At 59.0% G+C, this 17101-nt stretch carries 14 protein-coding genes; 7 read left to right on the top strand and 7 right to left on the bottom strand.

What is annotated here, in order from left to right:
• Positions 1–26: 26 nt before the first annotated feature.
• A complete protein-coding gene (locus tag AC3WOK_RS04570) occupies positions 27–686 on the top strand; it encodes an O-methyltransferase (RefSeq protein ID WP_059311328.1) in 660 nt (219 codons plus the stop codon).
• Between the two features lie 82 nt (positions 687–768).
• Here AC3WOK_RS04570 and hrpA read toward each other — a convergent pair whose 3' ends face one another.
• The gene (gene hrpA, locus AC3WOK_RS04565) at positions 769–4671 is read right to left on the bottom strand and encodes an ATP-dependent RNA helicase HrpA (protein WP_447855592.1); all 3903 of its coding nucleotides are present in this window, start codon (positions 4669–4671) and stop codon (positions 769–771) included.
• 205 nt (positions 4672–4876) lie between these two features.
• Here hrpA and azoR point away from each other — a divergent pair, with 205 nt between their 5' ends.
• Both azoR and AC3WOK_RS04555 read left to right on the top strand, forming a co-directional pair.
• On the top strand, positions 4877–5482 hold the full coding sequence (gene azoR / locus AC3WOK_RS04560; RefSeq protein ID WP_059311330.1) for an FMN-dependent NADH-azoreductase: 606 nt from the start codon (positions 4877–4879) through the stop codon (positions 5480–5482).
• Positions 5483–5572: 90 nt separating this feature from the next.
• On the top strand, positions 5573–6259 hold the full coding sequence (locus tag AC3WOK_RS04555) for an RluA family pseudouridine synthase (protein WP_447855591.1): 687 nt from the start codon (positions 5573–5575) through the stop codon (positions 6257–6259).
• 7 nt (positions 6260–6266) lie between these two features.
• Here the strand turns inward: AC3WOK_RS04555 and AC3WOK_RS04550 are convergent, their stop codons facing one another.
• A complete protein-coding gene (locus AC3WOK_RS04550) occupies positions 6267–6806 on the bottom strand; it encodes a DUF2058 domain-containing protein (protein ID WP_023327414.1) in 540 nt (179 codons plus the stop codon).
• A 353-nt stretch (positions 6807–7159) separates the two neighbouring features.
• On the opposite strand from AC3WOK_RS04550, the gene AC3WOK_RS04545 reads away from it, so the two are divergent.
• Together AC3WOK_RS04545 and AC3WOK_RS04540 are read left to right on the top strand one after the other, a co-directional pair.
• A complete protein-coding gene (locus tag AC3WOK_RS04545; protein ID WP_447855590.1) occupies positions 7160–8134 on the top strand; it encodes a DUF1852 domain-containing protein in 975 nt (324 codons plus the stop codon).
• Positions 8135–8156: 22 nt separating this feature from the next.
• On the top strand, positions 8157–9188 hold the full coding sequence (locus AC3WOK_RS04540) for a methionine synthase (RefSeq protein WP_063429734.1): 1032 nt from the start codon (positions 8157–8159) through the stop codon (positions 9186–9188).
• Between the two features lie 47 nt (positions 9189–9235).
• On the opposite strand, the gene AC3WOK_RS04535 is transcribed toward AC3WOK_RS04540, so the two are convergent.
• From AC3WOK_RS04535 to AC3WOK_RS04525, 3 genes are read right to left on the bottom strand one after another with little or no spacing between them, the layout of a single operon-like run.
• Positions 9236–11023 (bottom strand): aryl-sulfate sulfotransferase, encoded by a 1788-nt coding sequence (locus tag AC3WOK_RS04535; RefSeq protein ID WP_492354029.1) that lies wholly within the window; start codon positions 11021–11023, stop codon positions 9236–9238.
• Positions 11024–11046: 23 nt separating this feature from the next.
• Positions 11047–11790, bottom strand: a complete 744-nt coding sequence (locus AC3WOK_RS04530) for an ABC transporter ATP-binding protein (RefSeq protein ID WP_492354028.1) — start codon at positions 11788–11790, stop codon at positions 11047–11049.
• The gene (locus tag AC3WOK_RS04525) at positions 11787–13355 is read right to left on the bottom strand and encodes an ABC transporter permease (RefSeq protein ID WP_492354027.1); all 1569 of its coding nucleotides are present in this window, start codon (positions 13353–13355) and stop codon (positions 11787–11789) included. The genes AC3WOK_RS04530 and AC3WOK_RS04525 overlap by 4 nt, the downstream gene beginning before the upstream one ends.
• A 222-nt stretch (positions 13356–13577) precedes the next feature.
• Here AC3WOK_RS04525 and AC3WOK_RS04520 point away from each other — a divergent pair, with 222 nt between their 5' ends.
• Positions 13578–14636 carry an ABC transporter substrate-binding protein gene (locus AC3WOK_RS04520; RefSeq protein WP_492354026.1) on the top strand — a complete coding sequence of 353 codons (1059 nt, stop codon included), beginning with the start codon at positions 13578–13580 and terminating at the stop codon, positions 14634–14636.
• On the opposite strand, the gene AC3WOK_RS04515 is transcribed toward AC3WOK_RS04520, so the two are convergent.
• The gene (locus tag AC3WOK_RS04515) at positions 14633–15574 is read right to left on the bottom strand and encodes a LysR family transcriptional regulator (RefSeq protein WP_492354025.1); all 942 of its coding nucleotides are present in this window, start codon (positions 15572–15574) and stop codon (positions 14633–14635) included. The two genes, AC3WOK_RS04520 and AC3WOK_RS04515, sit on opposite strands and share 4 nt — an antisense overlap.
• A 52-nt stretch (positions 15575–15626) precedes the next feature.
• Entirely contained in the window at positions 15627–16568 is a 942-nt protein-coding gene (locus AC3WOK_RS04510; RefSeq protein WP_492354024.1) for a LysR family transcriptional regulator, read from the bottom strand.
• A 95-nt stretch (positions 16569–16663) separates the two neighbouring features.
• Between AC3WOK_RS04510 and AC3WOK_RS04505 the strand changes: the two genes are divergently transcribed.
• Positions 16664–17098: a DMT family transporter gene (locus AC3WOK_RS04505; RefSeq protein ID WP_047348617.1), complete on the top strand. Its 435-nt coding sequence runs from the start codon at positions 16664–16666 to the stop codon at positions 17096–17098.
• Positions 17099–17101 lie beyond the last annotated feature (3 nt).

The raw sequence follows: 17101 nt of genomic DNA, 5'->3' as shown, positions 1-17101 counted from the left end.
GGCGCTTACCCCTCAGGAGTCAATCTATGCAACAACAGTGGTCTGCAGTCGATAATTTCATGATTTCTTCGCTTATTCCTGAAGATGACGTGCTGAGTCAGGTCCTGGAAAACAACAAGCGCGCCGGGCTCCCCGAGCACGACGTTGCGGCCAATCAGGGGCAGCTGCTGGCGCTGTTCGTGCGCATGACGCAGGCGCGGCGCGTTCTGGAGATCGGCACGCTGGGTGCTTACAGCTCCATCTGGATGGCGCGCGCGCTGCCGCCGGACGGAAAGCTGATCACGCTGGAGGCCGATCCCACGCATGCCGACGTTGCGCGTCAGAATATCCACCTCGCCGGGCTAAACGAGCGTATTGAACTGATTGAAGGCCCGGCCCTGAACTCTCTTGAGAATTTCGGTGACGTTCCGCCGTTCGACCTGATCTTTATTGATGCCGATAAGCCAAACAATCCCGGCTATCTGGAGTGGGCGCTGCACTACTCCCGTCCGGGGACGTTGATCATCGGCGATAACGTGGTGCGCGAAGGCGAAGTGGTTAACGGGCAAAGCGACGACGCGCGCGTGCAGGGCGTGCGTCGGTTTATCGAGATGATTGGGGATAACCCGCGCTTAACCGCCACCGCGCTGCAAACGGTAGGGGTTAAGGGTTGGGATGGGTTTACGCTGGCAATTGTAGAACGATAACCATCCGGGTGGCGGCTACGCCTTACCCGGCCTACATATTCTCCCGTAGGCCCGGTAAGCGCAGCGCCACCGAGCAAGGGTTTTAACCAGAAATCTGTTCCATCGCCTGCAGGATACGCTTATCCGAAATCGGATACGGCGTACCGAGCTGCTGGGCAAAGAAGCTAACGCGCAGCTCCTCAATCATCCAGCGGATCGCCTGAACGTCTTCATCGTCGCGGCGCGCTGGCGGCAGCTTGTTGAGCCACTGTTGCCACGCCTGCTGCACGCTTTCCACTTTAAGCATCTGCGCGCGATCGCGGTGTGGGTCGATGGCCATCTTCTCCAGACGTTTTTCAATTGCCTGCAGATAGCGCAGCGTATCGCCGAGACGGTTGAAGCCGTTGCCGGTGACAAAGCCGCGGTACACCAGCCCCGCCATCTGCGCCTTCACGTCCGACAGCCCCAGCGCCATGGTCATATCCACGCGCCCTTTCAGGCGCTTGTTGATATTGAACACGGCGGTGAGGATCTGCTCAACCTGTTTGGCAATCTCTACCACGGTATCGTTCAGCTCCGCGCGCACCTTTTCATGAAGCTGTGCAAAGCCCTCTTCCGTCCAGACCGGGCCGCCCGCCTCGTGAATGAGTTTGTCCACGCCGCAGGAGATGCAGTCATCGATCAGGTCCAGCACCTTGCCGTACGGGTTAAAGTACAGCCCCAGCTTGGCCTTGTTCGGCAGCTTCTCGTGCAGATACTTGATCGGCGACGGAATGTTCAGCAGCAGCAGGCGACGCAGCCCGCGCCACATCATCTGCTGCTGTTCCTGCGGGTTATCAAACAGCCTGATCGCCACGCTGTCGCGTTCGTCCACCAGCGCTGGCCAGGCTTTGACCTTATAGTTGCCGCGCTTCTGCTCGTAGCTTTCCGGAAGCTGACCAAAGCTCCAGATGTGCAGCCCGCTCTGCTCGATGCCGTCGTCCGCCACCGCAGAGAGCGTCTCCTGGACTTTGCCTTTCAGGGCTTCTTTCAGCTCGCTCAGGGAACGCCCTTCCAGCAGCTTTTTGTTTTTATCGTCCACCACGCGGAAGCTGATTTTCAGGTGATCGGGCACCTGATCCCAGTTCCAGTCGTCGCGGTCAATCGTGGTGCCGGTCATGCGGCGGAACTCACGCTCCAGCGCATCCAGCAGCGGCAGCTCCAGCGGCGTGACGCGGCCTAAAAAGGCTTCCGCATAGTTCGGCGCGGGAACGAAGTTACGGCGCACCGGTTTCGGCAGGGATTTGATCAGCGCAATCACCAGCTCGCGGCGCAGGCCTGGAATTTGCCACTCAAACCCGCTCTCATCCACCTGGTTTAGCAGCGGCAGCGGAATGTGAACGGTCACGCCATCCGCGTCTGCCCCCGGCTCAAACTGATAGGTCAAACGCAGCTTGAGGTTGCCCTGATGCCAGAAGTTCGGGTAGTCGAGCTTGCTGACCGACTCCGCCCCCTCTTTAATCAGCATGCTCTTTTCGAAGTTGAGCAGGTCCGGCGTCTCTTTGCTGGCCTTCTTCCACCAGCTGTCAAAGTGGCGGGCGGAGATGGCTTCGTGGCTGATGCGCTGGTCGTAAAACTCGAACAGCGCCTCGTCGTCCACCAGAATGTCGCGGCGGCGGGACTTGTGCTCAAGCTCTTCCACTTCGGCGCGCAGTTTGAGGTTTTCGCGGAAGAAGGCGTGACGCGTCTGCCAGTCGCCTTCCACCAGCGCATGGCGGATAAACAGCTCGCGGCTGAGCGCCGGATCGATCTGGCTATAGTTCACCTTACGCGCGGCCACAACCGGCAGGCCGTAAACCGTCACTTTCTCGGTGGCCATCACCGCGCCCTGCGCGCGCTCCCAGTGCGGCTCGCTGTACGAGCGCTTAAGCAGGTGCTGCGCCACCGGCTCAACCCACTCCGGATCGATACGCGCGGCGATGCGTCCCCACAGGCGGCTGGTTTCCACCAGCTCCGCGACCATGGTCCATTTCGGCGGCTTCTTAAATAAGCCGGAACCCGGGAAGATGGAGAAACGGGCGTTGCGCGCGCCGGTATATTCCTGCTTCTCTGCGTCCTTCATCCCAATGTGGGACAGCAGGCCGGTCAGGAGTGCGATATGCACTTCGCGGTACTCCGCCGGTTCGCTGTTGACCGGGATCCCCAGCTCTTTCACCACCTGACGGAGCTGGGTGTAGATATCCTGCCACTCGCGCACGCGCAGGTAGTTGAGGAAATCCACGCGGCACTGGCGGCGGAACTGATTCGAGGAGAGCGCTTTCTGCTGCTCGCCGAGATAGTTCCACAGGTTCACGAAGGCGAGGAAATCGGACTCTTTATCGTGGAAGCGACGGTGCTTTTCGTCAGACGCCTGCTGTTTGTCCATCGGACGCTCGCGCGGATCCTGAATGGAGAGCGCCGACGTAATAATCATAGCCTCGCGCACGCAGCCGTGCTTCTGCGCTTCCAGCACCATACGCGCCAGGCGCGGGTCGACCGGCAGCTGGCTGAGCTGGCGGCCCAGCGGCGTCAGCTTATAGACCGTCGCCTGCTCGTCGGTGGTAATCGCCCCGAGCTCTTCCAGCAGACGTACGCCGTCCTGAATGTTGCGTTTGTCCGGCGCTTCGACGAAGGGAAACGCCGCGATGTCGCCCAGCCCCAGCGCGGTCATCTGCAGGATAACGGACGCCAGGTTGGTGCGCAGAATTTCCGGGTCGGTAAACTCCGGGCGCGACAGGAAATCGTCTTCGGAATAGAGACGAATACAGATCCCTTCCGACACGCGGCCGCAGCGGCCCTTACGCTGGTTGGCGGATGCCTGAGAGACCGGCTCAATCGGCAGGCGCTGGACCTTGGTGCGGTAGCTGTAACGGCTGATGCGCGCCGTGCCCGGATCAATCACGTATTTGATGCCCGGCACGGTTAGCGAGGTTTCCGCTACGTTGGTCGCCAGAACGATGCGGCGCCCACCGTGCGGCTGGAACACGCGGTTCTGCTCGCTGTTTGACAAGCGCGCGTAAAGCGGCAGAATTTCTGTGTGGCGCAGGTCGCGCTTGCTGAGCGCGTCGGCGGTATCGCGGATTTCGCGCTCGCCGCTCATGAAGATCAGAATGTCGCCCGCGCTTTCGTTGCCCAGCTCGTCAACGGCATCAAAAATGGCCTGCAGCTGGTCGCGCTCGGTATCATCCGCCTCTTCAACAATCGGGCGATAGCGCACCTCCACGGGATACGTGCGGCCTGACACCTCGATAATCGGCGCATTGTTGAAATGCTTCGAGAAGCGTTCCGGGTCGATGGTCGCGGAGGTGATGATGATTTTCAGATCCGGACGACGCGGCAGCAGCTCTTTCAGGTAGCCGAGCAGGAAGTCGATGTTCAGGCTGCGCTCGTGCGCTTCATCGATGATGATGGTGTCGTACTGCATCAGCAGGCGATCCTGCTGGATCTCCGCCAGCAGAATACCGTCGGTCATCAGCTTGACCATCGTGTTGTCGCTAACGTGGTCGCTGAATCGCACCTTATAACCGATGCAGCCGCCCGGCTCCGTCTGCAGCTCTTCGGCAATGCGGTTCGCGACGGTACGCGCCGCCAGACGACGCGGCTGGGTGTGGCCAATCAGCCCTTTGATCCCGCGGCCGAGCTCCATGCAGATTTTCGGCAGCTGGGTGGTTTTCCCCGAACCGGTTTCGCCCGCGACAATCACCACCTGGTGGTCGCGCACGGCCTCGAGGATGTCTTGTTTTTTCTGACTGACGGGCAGGTTTTCCGGGTAGGTAATCGCCGGACGCGCGGCTTCGCGCAGCACAACTTTCCCTGCTGCCTGTTCAATCTCTTTCGCCATCTCCTGGTAAATGGCCTGTTGAGCATCAGGATTTTTAACCTTCTTCACGCCGTGCAGACGGCGGGCGAAGCGCTGTTTATCGCGCAGCGTCAGAGAATCAAGCTGTTGCAGGAGCATCGGGAAGGTTAATTTTTGTTGTTCTGTCATAGCGTTAAAGGGCAGTACACGCCCTGATAAACTCTCTTTTTAATGATTGCTATAGAGTACCACATTGACGCCTTTCGCGCCTTATTCAAAAAATTCGAACATAGGCTTCGATATATTGCGCTATCTCTGTGGCAGGATTGTGAATAGAGTGTCAACAAGCAACGGGGCAACCCCCTTCAATCAAATGCAACAACAGGAATCACCCATGAGCAAAGTATTAGTTTTGAAATCCAGTATTCTGGCAGGGTACTCTCAGTCTGGTCAGCTGTCTGATTACTTCGTTGAACAGTGGCGTGAACAGCATTCTGCTGACGAAATCACCGTGCGTGACCTGGCTGCAAACCCGATTCCTGTGCTGGATGGCGAGCTGGTTGGCGCGCTGCGTCCAGGCGATGCGCCGCTGAGCCCGCGTCAGCAGGAAGCCCTGGCCCTGTCCGACGAGCTGATTGCTGAACTGCAGGCGCACGACGTTATCGTGATCAACGCCCCAATGTACAACTTCAACATCCCTACCCAGCTGAAGAACTACTTCGACCTGGTGGCTCGCGCTGGCGTAACCTTCCGTTACACCGAGAACGGCCCTGAAGGTCTGGTAAAAGGCAAACGCGCTATCGTGCTGACCAGCCGCGGCGGTATCCATAAAGATACCCCAACCGACCTGGTTGCACCGTACCTGAGCCTGTTCCTGGGCTTCATCGGCATCACCGACGTGAACTTCGTGTTCGCGGAAGGCATCGCTTACGGTCCTGAAGTGGCGACTAAAGCGCAGACCGATGCGAAAGCCGCCATCGACAGCCTGGTAGCAGCGTAAGATTTCGCCCTCTCACCGCCCGGTGGGAGGGTTTTTCTTTTCCCCCGCATTTCGTTATCATCCGCTCCCACTCTCCAGCCGGGCGGCCTGATGTCTGCGATTATTGATTCTTTTATTGCCCCACCGTGTCACGACGACATTGAGATCCTCTGGCAGGATGAACATCTGCTGCTCATCAATAAGCCTTCCGGTCTGCTCAGCCTCTCGGGCAAAAATCCGCAAAACCTCGATTCTGTCCACTATCGTCTGGTGCAAATCTTCCCCGGCTGCACGCTGGTACATCGTCTGGATTTCGGCACGTCCGGGCTGATGGTGGTTGCGCGCAATAAGGCCATCAACGCCGCGCTATGCCAGCAGTTCAGCCAGCGCAGCGTGGAGAAAGGCTACAGCGCCCTGCTTTGCGGACATCTGGAAAACGATGAGGGAGTCATAGACGCGCCGATTGCCAAAGATCCGGCGCTGTTTCCGCTGATGTCGATCTGCGCCATCAGCGGAAAGCCGGCACGCTCTCGCTACCGGGTCGTGGAGCGGTTTTATCAGGGCGCAGATCTGCCGTTAACGCGGGTGATGCTTACCCCGGAGACCGGGCGAACCCATCAGTTGCGTATTCACTGCCAGCAGCTGGGACACCCGATTCTGGGTTGCGATCTGTATGGCGGTCTTGACGTGCCGGGGGCGGAAGACGCGCCCCGGCTGATGCTGCATGCCAGCGAGTTGAATTTTATTCATCCCGTGAGCGGAGAGCCGGTTAACGCCCGTCACGCCGCCCCGTTCTGAAGGGGATTTACCACATCAAATCGTCCGGGATTTTGAAGTCCGCGTACGGATCGTCTTCATCCTGCTCTTCCTGGCTGAGCGCGCTGTTTAATACGATGCTGTCGGCATCGCGCTGGGCAATTTTGTCCGCCACCACCGCCGGGATAATCGCGTATTCACAGTCGCCGCTGGCGTTGATGACCAGGCGGGCAATCGCCAGACGGCCGTTGATCAGCTGAGCCTGGGTTTGTTTGTCGACCTCGATTTTTTTGATCAGATTACCGTCGGTGAAGTTAAAGGTGATGTTGCCCCTTGAGACGGTGATGCGGTTCATCTCAATCAGCTGCTTCACCTGCGCCTTAAACTCTTTCGCCAGCACGGCCTGCTTCTGCTGCTCGCTCAGCAGCTTGTCGCGCTCGATCTGCGCTTTCTTATTCTCTTCTACCGCTTCCCGAGCTTCACGTGCCTGAACGCGTGATTTCTTTGCCGTGCGCTGAACCTTCGCCGCCTTTTTGCTGCTGACCAGGCCCGCTTTGAGCATCTGCTCTTGTAAGGTGAGTTTTGTCATGATCTTTCTAAACCGATTGGAAATTTTGGGGATTATAGCGGGAATTGAAAGGAAATAAAAAATCCCTCCTCCCTACAGCCGCTTAACGACGACGGAAAAGTGCATATCACAGACATATCACCAGCTTCGCCCGGCGGCGCTGTGCTTGCACGGGCCTACAAACGACGCTGAATCGTAGGCCGGGTAAGCGCAGCGCCACCCGGCAAGAAAGGCAGCAATACCTCGAGCATTACACTTCATGAACTTCCCTCATGTTGCAGTGAAATTAAGTCACTTCCCCTGCGCCACGGGCTCAGGCATAAATTATGCATCGGTAACTTCTTAGCAACATGAACTTAGGATGCATAACCACAATGAGCAAAGCTTTCACATATACCCTTAAGCGCAGTTGCTTCGATGAGAATTACAACCCGTCAGAAAATACGCGTACGACCACCAACTTTGCTAACCTGGCGCGCGGGGAAAAGCGTCAGGAAAACCTGCGCAATACGCTGGTGATGATCAACAACCGCTTTAACGCCCTGGCGCGCTGGGATAACCCAAATGCCGATCGCTACGCGGTTGAGCTTGAAATTATTTCAGTCGACCTGAATATTGGCGCGAAAAAACCGTTCCCGGCCATCGAGATACTGCAAACCTATATTGTCGACAAAAAAAACAACCAGCGTATTCCCGGCATCGTCGGGAATAACTTCTCGTCTTACGTGCGGGATTACGATTTCAGCGTGCTGCTGCTGGAGCACAACAAGAACCAGCAGCACTTCAGTATTCCGGAAAAGTTTGGCGAACTGCACGGCAATATTTTCCGCCACTTTGTGAAGTCACCTGAATACAAAGAGAACTTCAGAAAAGCGCCGGTTATCTGCCTAAGCGTCTCCAGCAAGGATACCTATCGCCGCACGGGCAATCAGCACCCCATTCTCGGGATTGAGTATCAGCCGGAGGGCGAATCCTTAACGGAACAGTACTTCGCGAAGATGGGCCTGAGCGTGCGCTATTTCATGCCGGAGAACAGCGTGGCGCCTTTCGCGTTCTTCTTCACCGGGGATTTACTGAGTGATTACACCGATCTGGAACTGATCGGCACTATCAGCACGATGGAAACGTTCCAGAAAATCTATCGCCCGGAGATTTATAACGCTAACTCGGCGGCGGGGCTGTGCTATCGACCGGACCTGAACCAGCAGGATCACTCCTTCACAAAAATTGTGTATGACCGTGAAGAGCGAAGCCGCCTGGCGATTGAACAGGGTCGATTTACCGAAGAGTACTTCATTAAGCCTTACAAACACATTCTTGAGCAGTGGTCTGATAACTACACGCTTTAATTCATCAAAAAGGTCTTTTATTATGAAAACATTGCTCCCGACTTCTACCGCTGGCAGCCTGCCGAAGCCGACCTGGCTTGCACAACCTGAAACGCTCTGGTCCCCCTGGAAATTACAGGATCGGGAATTACTGGCGGGTAAACAGGATGCGCTGCGCCTGTCGCTGGATGAGCAGATCCGTGCGGGTATCGATATCGTCAGCGACGGGGAACAGACCCGCCAGCACTTCGTCACCACCTTTATTGAACACCTGAGCGGCGTGGATTTTGAGAACCGCCAGACGGTGCGCATACGTAACCGCTACGACGCCAGCGTACCGACCGTGGTCTCTGCCGTCGCAAGGCAGAAACCGGTCTTCGTGGACGATGCAAAATACCTGCGCCAGCTTACGGATAAGCCGATTAAATGGGCTCTGCCGGGGCCGATGACCATGATCGACACCCTTTACGACGCACACTATAAAAGCCGCGAAAAGCTGGCCTGGGAATTCGCCAAAATCCTCAATCAGGAAGCGAGAGAATTAGAGGCCGCAGGCGTCGATATTATCCAGTTTGATGAGCCGGCGTTTAACGTCTTCTTTGACGAAGTGAACGACTGGGGCATCGCCGCGCTGGAGCGCGCCATCGAAGGGCTGAAATGCGAAACCGCGGTACACATCTGCTACGGATACGGCATCAAGGCCAATACCGACTGGAAAAAGACGCTCGGCTCAGAGTGGCGCCAGTATGAAGAGGCCTTCCCTAAGCTGCAGACCTCTAACATCGACATCATCTCCCTGGAGTGCCACAACTCCCGCGTGCCGATGGATCTGCTGGAGCTGATCCGCGGTAAAAAAGTAATGGTCGGCGCGATCGACGTGGCAACCAACGCCGTCGAAACGCCGGAGGAAGTGGCCGATACGCTGCGCAAAGCGCTGCAGTTTGTCGATGCCGACAAGCTTTATCCGTCAACCAACTGCGGCATGGCTCCCCTCTCCCGCGAGGTTGCTAACGGCAAGCTGAGAGCCTTAAGCGCGGGCGCGGAGATCGTCAGACAGGAAATCCTGGCGAAATAACCGTCCGGTTTCCGGGTGAAGCGTTAACGGCCTCGCCCGGAGAGCCGTCATGCAAAAAGATCTCTCAGCCAGCCGTGCACGCTTTCTGAAGACAGATGCGCTGGCGCCCGCGATATCTCATTCCCGCCCCTGAGCGCCAGCAGCGCAGGCAGGCCGCGTACGCCGAGGCGGGCGGCCAGCGCCGGGTTCAGGTCAGCGTCAAGATAGCGCGTATCAAGCCGGTCGGTCAGCGGGATGACCGTCTCCTGAGCCAGAATATGCCAGAGTTTTCGGCAGTGTACGCAGCGTTCTGCGCCGACAAACAGCAGCACAGTCCCCTCCTGTTCCAGCTCGCTTTCATCCTGAACCGGCCTGAACCGGCTCTCCGCCACGCGGAACAGTTTCGGACTGCGGAGAAGCGTATCGTTATCCGTCGCGACGCACAGCGCATCGGCACCTTTACTGTAGGGCTGTACCCCGGCGACCCGAACCACGCTTTGCGCCGGGCCCGCAGCAGCCGCACCCGGCTGTCGCAGCGCTCGCACGTCCACCGGCTCAATCAGCGTCTCAACCGGCTGGCTCAGCTGCGGGATCCAGGCGTAGGGAATGCGGTACGCGCGGTACACCATATTGTTGTTCAGCGTTTTTCCCCACCAGGGAGAGATATACTCCCAGACAATTTCATGATCGCGCGTCACCTCGAAGATCCGTCCGTTTGATCCTTCGTTAATCAAGGTATTGCCGTTCTCCAGGCGCTGCATATTGCTGATGTAAGGGCTGTAGAATCGGTAGGAATCGGTCGGCTGGGGCAAGCTTGCCTCGTACGGCGAGTAGCGCCACTCGATGTCCAGCGTGACGGGGTTGATTTCCAGAATCCGCGAATAATCTCGCCAGGCGTTTTTCACGCCGTCCGCCGAGGCCGGGTTTGGCGCGCCGTACCCGGCCCAGCCGCCGTTGTCAAAGATCAGGATATTACCCGCCCCGGGCAGCCCATGGGGGATCATATGGGCGTGATGCTGGCCGATAATCCAGCCGATGTGTTTAAGCTCCGGCTTGCTGTAATCGGGCCCCAGCTGCCAGACGATGCGTCCGCTACGCTTATCAATAATGGCGATGATGTTCGACTCTCGTGCATCCCAGATAATGTTGTCGGGATGGAAGCGTTCATCTCCTGCGTCATACCATCTGTTCGGCCCGAGCGCCGACATCGAGTTGATATGCATCCAGTCGCCCATTCCGCCGCCGCTGGCGCGCATGTTGGGGTTATTGTAAAGCGCGGTGCGCGCCGCATCGTCGAAGCCCAGCTCGTGAAAATGGTCGCTGCAACGCCACTCCCACACCACATTACCCTGCCAGTCAACTTCGATGATGGTGTCATCCAGCAGGACCTTGTCTGAAATTGCCTCGTTAACCAGGTTGGTATGGGCGAGGATCAGCGTATTGCCCCCATCGACCTGCGGCTCCAGCCCCGGCGCATAATAGCCAACCGGATTGCCCGCGCGCTGATAGTCATGATGCGCCCTCGCCATCCAGCGCGGCTCGTGGCCCGGATCGCCGATCTTTTCGTAGCGGTCAAATTTCCAGGTGACGTTCCCCTCCCAGTCCACCTGAATCAGGTCAAGCATGTCCTGCATTCCGTAGCGCGGGTCGCGTTCGCCGCTGTGCCCGAGGATAGCCCCACCGGGCAAGATTTTGTTCGGAAAGCCGTGCAGTTCCGGCCATTCCCGCACTACCGTGCCGTTCATGTCCACCAGTACGGCACCGTGTTCAGTGGCCTGAAAAAGCGTATAGCCGCTCCAGGCGCGTGCCGGATCGTACAGCGTTGCGCCGGTGGGAAAGACGGAAGGATGTCCCATGTTATTACTCCTTAATTGAATGGTCAGGATGAGGTAATCAGGTTTCGTATCTGGCGACAGGCTGCCGCGAAGGCGGCATCGTCACGCTGGCGAGGATGAGGCAGCGCCAGGCTAATCACGTCGCGTATGCGTCCGGGGCGCGGGGAAAGCACCACGATCCTGTCCGCCAGCGCTACCGCCTCCTCAACGTCGTGAGTGACCAGCAGCGTGGTGGTGCCTTCACTCTGGTGGATGTGCAACAGCTCCTGCTGCAGGGTGTGGCGCGTCAGGGCGTCGAGCGCACCGAACGGCTCGTCCAGCATCAGAATTTGTGGGCGGGCAACCAGGCCGCGAGCAATGGCGACGCGCTGGGCCATCCCGCCGGAAAGCTGCGCGGGTAGCGCGCCCTCGAACTCGGTGAGCTGCACCCGCGCCAGCATCTCCCGCGCGCGCTGGCATTTGGCGGCACGGCTCAGTTTTTCATCCGCCAGCCCCAGCATGACGTTGTCGATAACACTCAGCCAGGGGAACAGCCGGGGTTCCTGGAACACGATGCCGCGCTCTTTACCCACGCCGGTGACCAGCTCGCCGCTGATGCGGATTTCTCCCTGCGTCGCCTCTTCAAGTCCGACCAGCATGCGCAGAAGCGTCGACTTACCGCAGCCGCTGCTGCCCACCAGCACCACCAGTTCACCGGCAGCGATGTCGAGACTAAAATTTTGCAGCGCCGTGACCTGCTGCCAGGTTTTACGCACATGTTGAAATGAGACCAGAGTTTGAGCGGTCATGATGGCTCCTGTTGGCGCCAGCGGGTGGCGCGAAGTTCCAGTAAACGTCCGGCTTTATCCAGCGCTGCGCCGGTGAGACCGACCAGCACCATGCCGCAGAGAATGGTGGGCATATCCAGCAGCTGCTGGGCGTTAATCATCAGGCTGCCGATCCCGGCGCCCGAGGACATGAAGTATTCCGCGCCAATGTTGCCAAGCCAGGCGTAGATCATCGCCAGCCGCAGCCCGGCGAAAATACCGGGTGCCGCGCCGGGAAGGATCAGCATCCGCAGGCGCGTCAGGCCGCCTAAACGCAGCACGCGCGCCACTTCGTCCAGCTGCGGGTTACGCTGCTGCACGGCCTGAAGGGTGCTAAAGAACATCGGAAAGAACGAGGCCAGGGCGATAAAGACGATTTTACCGACGTTATCGTTGCCCACCCACGCGGTCAGCAGAGGTAGCCACGCAAAAAGGGCAATATGGCGCAGCACGTTGAGCGATGGCGTCACGATCTGCCCAGCTCGCGGCCGCAGCGCCAGCAGTAATCCGCAGAGCAGGCCACCGGCAATACCCGCCGCCCCGCCCGTAAAGGCGCGCCCGAGGCTTGCCAGTATCGCCGTCGCCAGCTCCCCGCTTGCCGCGCCCTGCATAAAGCGCCCGGCGACCGTCAGCGGCGAAGAGAACAGCGCCCCGTCAATCCATCCCCATCGGCTAGCCAGCTGCCACAGCGCCAGCAGCAGAACCGGCAGCTGCAGCGCCTGCCAGCTGGCCTGCGGTTTCCAGGCAAGACGTCCGACGGCGGGCTGGGGCCAGAACACCAGTCGGGAAAAGGCCCGATTCGCCGCCCACTCCATCAGCATGCCGCTGAAGCCCACCACCGCAATGGTGACGAAAACGATATCCAGCTGAAAAAGCTGACGCCCCCAGACCATCAGGTAGCCAATGCCCTCCGACGAGGCAAGCAGTTCAACAACGATCAGCGACACCCAGGCCTGAGAGAGCGACAGCCGCAGGCCGGTGAACCAGCCCGGCAGGCTCGCGGGGATCACCAGCCAGCGAAGACGCTGCCAGCGGGAAAAATTCATCACCCTGGCGGCCTCGCTCAGGGTATGGGGCACGCTGGTTACCGCCTGCTGCGTGTTGATCGTCATCGGCACGATGGTGGTTTTGATGATTACCGCCAGCTTCAGGCCGTTATCGATCCCGAACAGCACCATAAACAGCGGGATCCACCCCAGGGTCGGGATTTGCGCCAGCGCGTAAAACAGCGGCTCCACGCGACGCGCCGCACCGGGAACCAGGCCGAACAGCGCGCCTAACAGCGTGCCGGCGAACGCGCCTGCCAGCAGGCCCAGCAGCAGATGCTGCAGGCTAAACGCCCACTGGGAGAGAAGGTCTCCGGCCAGGAGCGAGAGCGCCGTGTCGGCGACCACCGAAGGCGCAGGTAAAATTTGTTCCGGCATCCAGTGGCGCTCTACGGCGATGGACCACAGCAGCAGCAGTAGCGCGGGCAATATCCACGGCCAGCCGTTAAGTCGTATTTTCTGCCTTCCGGATGAGCCCGTTTTTAAAATTATCTGCGACATAGTGCTTCACGTTTAAACCCGTCATGCCGCTATAAAACCCCGCCCCGCTCCCCTCCGTCATTGCGTTACTCGAATAATCCCGATGCAACAAATGCATTTCAGCCTGCCGGACTCGCTGGCGCTGATTTAGCTCATTTTCACCTGTTCTTTGCTAATAAAAGCATTTAACAGCGGGCCGGGCGGCTCATTAGGGTGAGAAAAAAAACCTCGGAGTAACTTGTTATGATGAAAGCATTTTTTAGTCGCGCTCTGCTGCCGCTGGTGGCCGCCTTCGCCCTGATGGGGAACGCCAGCGCCGAAGCGCTGCACGCCATTCGCATCGGCGTGCCGGATCAAAGTGCGGGCAGTAAGCCCTTTATTGAAGGCCCGGTCGGCATGGCGTACATCCGCCACCAGCTTGAGGCGGTGTTCAAACCTCAGGGCGTAGAAATCCAGTGGCAGTTCTTTAAGGGCGCGGGTCCGGCGGTGAATGAAGCGCTGGCAAACCAACAGCTTGATTTTGTCTACCTTGGCGATCTGGCAGCCATCATCGGCAAAGCGAACGGCCTTCCCACGCGCCTGCTGCTGGGCAGCCGCGGGTCGGAGTCTTACCTTGCGGTCACCCGCGCCTCGGGTATTAAAACGCTGGCGGATTTAAAGGGTAAACGGGTCGCGGTCTATCGCGGTACGGCGGACCAGCTGGCGTTCGACCGCGCCCTGCAAACCGCCGGGCTCACGGAAAGAAACCTGCAGGTCATTAATCTCGACTGGAATGCCGGAAAAGCGGCGCTGGCGGCGGGCCGCGTGGATGCCGTCTGGGGCGGCGTGTCTCTTCTGGCGTTGCGGGGCGATAAGATCGACGTGGTGGTAAAGAGCGGCGATTCCGGTCGTCAGAACACCACGCAGGCGGGGTTCCTGGGGACACAAACCTTTATTGACGCCTGGCCGCAGGCGACGCAGCAGATTATCGACGTGCTGGTGAAGAACGCGGCAGAAATCAGCGATCCGAACAACCGTGAAGCCTGGTCGGCAGAAATGGCACAGCAAAGCCAAATCCCCCAGGCGCTCTTCCTGGAAGAGCTCCGCCCCGACGACCTTAACTTTACCACCTCACCGCGCATCGACCCGTTCCTGACGGACAGCGTCAGCCACAGCGTTGAACAGGCGCAGGCGTCTCGCCTGATCCGCAGCGCGTTTGATGCCCGAGCGTGGGCCGAGGGAAAATTCGTCGAACAGGCGCTCATCGCGCTGAAGCTGGAAGCCCGCTGGCCGCAGTACGATGCCGAAGGACAACCGCGCTAAACCTCCTCCTGCGCCAGCAGCTGAAGCGCGTGCTGGCGGTCAACGTGGAGAATAATGTCGATCATCTTCTCGACCAGCGGCGGCTGAGTTGCATGAACCGGGGAGATAATCCCAAACCGGGTCTGCATCAGGCGCCACTCTTCCGGCAGGTCGCTGAGCTCCAGCTTGACCAGGCGGTGGCTCTGCTGGCACAGCGCAAAGCCGTCCTCGCTGGCGAAGCTGACGGCGTGCGTATGGGCCAGCGTAGAAAGCAGCGCATAAATGTGGTCACACTGAATTGCCGGCGAAAAATCCTGCTGCTCGCTCAGGGTTGCCAGCACTTTGCGCACGCCGGGCGGCAAATAGGGTGCGGCAAACGGATAGCGGAGCATGGTCTGGACGGAGACGGGTCCCTCCTTCGCCAGCGGGTGATCGGCGTGGCAGATAAAGAAGCAGCGCTGCGGGCTCAGCGGCTGAACGCGAAGCTGGGGATCGAGTTCGGCCTGCCAGCTGTCGGCGACGACGAACGGATAGTGGCGAGTGGTCAGCGCCTGATGGAGGGCAAACCAGTTATCAACCTGAAACCTTACCTTCGCCTGTGGCATGCTGCGGTGGAATGCCCCCACCGCGGCGGGGATCAGCCGCGCCGACGGTGCCGGGCCGCAGCCGAACATCACTTCGCCGGTAAGCGCCTCCTCCGCCTCGCGCATCTGGCTGCTTAGCTCAACGTTCAGGGCCTTAAAGCGGCGAGCGTAAGGAAGCAGCGTTTGTCCGTGCAGCGTCAGGGTGGGCAGCTTGCTCTGGCGATCGAATAAAGGATGCCCCACGCTCTGCTCCAGCGCCTGAATGCTTCGGCTAAATGCGGACTGCGAGAGGCAAACCGCCTCCGCCGCCCGGTTAAAACTGCCGTATTCAACCAGCGCGACAAAGTTGCGAAGTTGGCGAAAATCAAGGTGCATGGCCCAATCATCCTCTGTTGATATCCCTTAACACTACTGGATGCCGGACCCGTCACGCAATCCCGGCTTGCCAGTACGGCGGCGTGCCAAAGCGCTCGACGTAATAATCAATCACCGTCCTGACGTTAAGAGGCGGATGTCGGGCATCGGGATAGATCGCCGCGATAGCCTGTTGTTCCGTATTAATCGCACACTCCAGCGCGGGCAGGAGCGGAATCAGCTCGCCGCGCTGGAGCTGCTCGCTCACCAGCCAGTCCGGAAACAGCACAATACCCATCCCGCCCAGCGCCGCGCCCAGTAACGCTTCGGCATTATTCGAGGTCATCAACGGCGTCACGGGATAGTGTGTCCACGCCTCGCCCGCCCTGCGCAGAAGCCAGCGGTTAGGCCCTGAGGAGCCGCGATAGACCAGACAGCGATGGCGGTTCAGATCGTCCGGCCCTTCAGGCGCACCGTACTTACGCACGTAGTCTGGCGACGCGGCCAGGTGATACACCTGCTGCCCGAACACCCGCGCGTGAAACGAGGAGTCCGTCAGCGCGCCAATCCGGAAGATAACGTCGGCGGCATCCCGATGCGGGTCGATAAAATCATCGGTCAGCGTCAGCTCTACGCTCAGGCGCGGATAACGTTCCGACAGGCCTGGAAGGCCGGGGGCAATGTGCTTCTGGCCGAAAAACACCGGTCCGTTAATGCGGATCGCGCCGGACGGCTCCGCCGCGCGCGCGTCCAGCTCTCGTCGCGCCTCGTCCAGGTTTTCCGCCATCGTCCGGGCATAGCGAATAAAAAGATGGCCGCTTTCCGTGGGGATGACGGCCCGGGTATTGCGGTAGAAAAGCTGTTGCCCGAGCGCATCCTCAAGCTGGTGGATCACGCGCGATATCTGCGAGGCCGATATCCCCTGCCGCCGCGCCACAACGGAGAAGTTCTGCGCTTCATACACGTCAATGAAGATCAGCAGCGCGCGAATGTTGATGTTGCTGGCGTCTACCATTAATGCATATCCTGCAAAGGTGTTTCCAGCATTATGGCATTTTTCTCACTGAGCTAGCGACGTAATCTTCTTCTCCTGAAAACGGAGGAAGGATAATGCAGTTTGTTTTGATTTTACTGGTGATTGCCGGCGGGATGGGCCTCTCCGTCGAGGCGGGATTGCTGGGGCCGCTGGGCGGCGAAGTCGGAGATTTATGGGCGACGTTCAGCATCTTCGGCGTCGGTGCCGCGCTGACCTTTCTGCTGATGCTGTTTTTCAGCCCGCGCAACAGTCCGTCATTTTTTACGCAGCCGTCCTGGCAACTGCTCGGCGGCGTGCTTGGCCCTGTTTACGTGGTTATCCTGACCGTGGCGACACCCGCCATCGGCATTGCCATGACCATGATCGGCATTCTCGCCGGCCAGGTCTTTAAAAGCCTGATCATCGACCACTACGGTCTGCTGGGTACACCGCACAGGAGGATAAACGCGAAGCGCATTATCGCTCTGGGATTCATCATTGCGGCACTGGTTCTGGTCGCACAGGGGTAACGT

This window comes from Enterobacter sp. FW301-JW81 (assembly GCF_058788735.1).
This window is presented reverse-complemented; position numbering and strand designations above follow the sequence as displayed.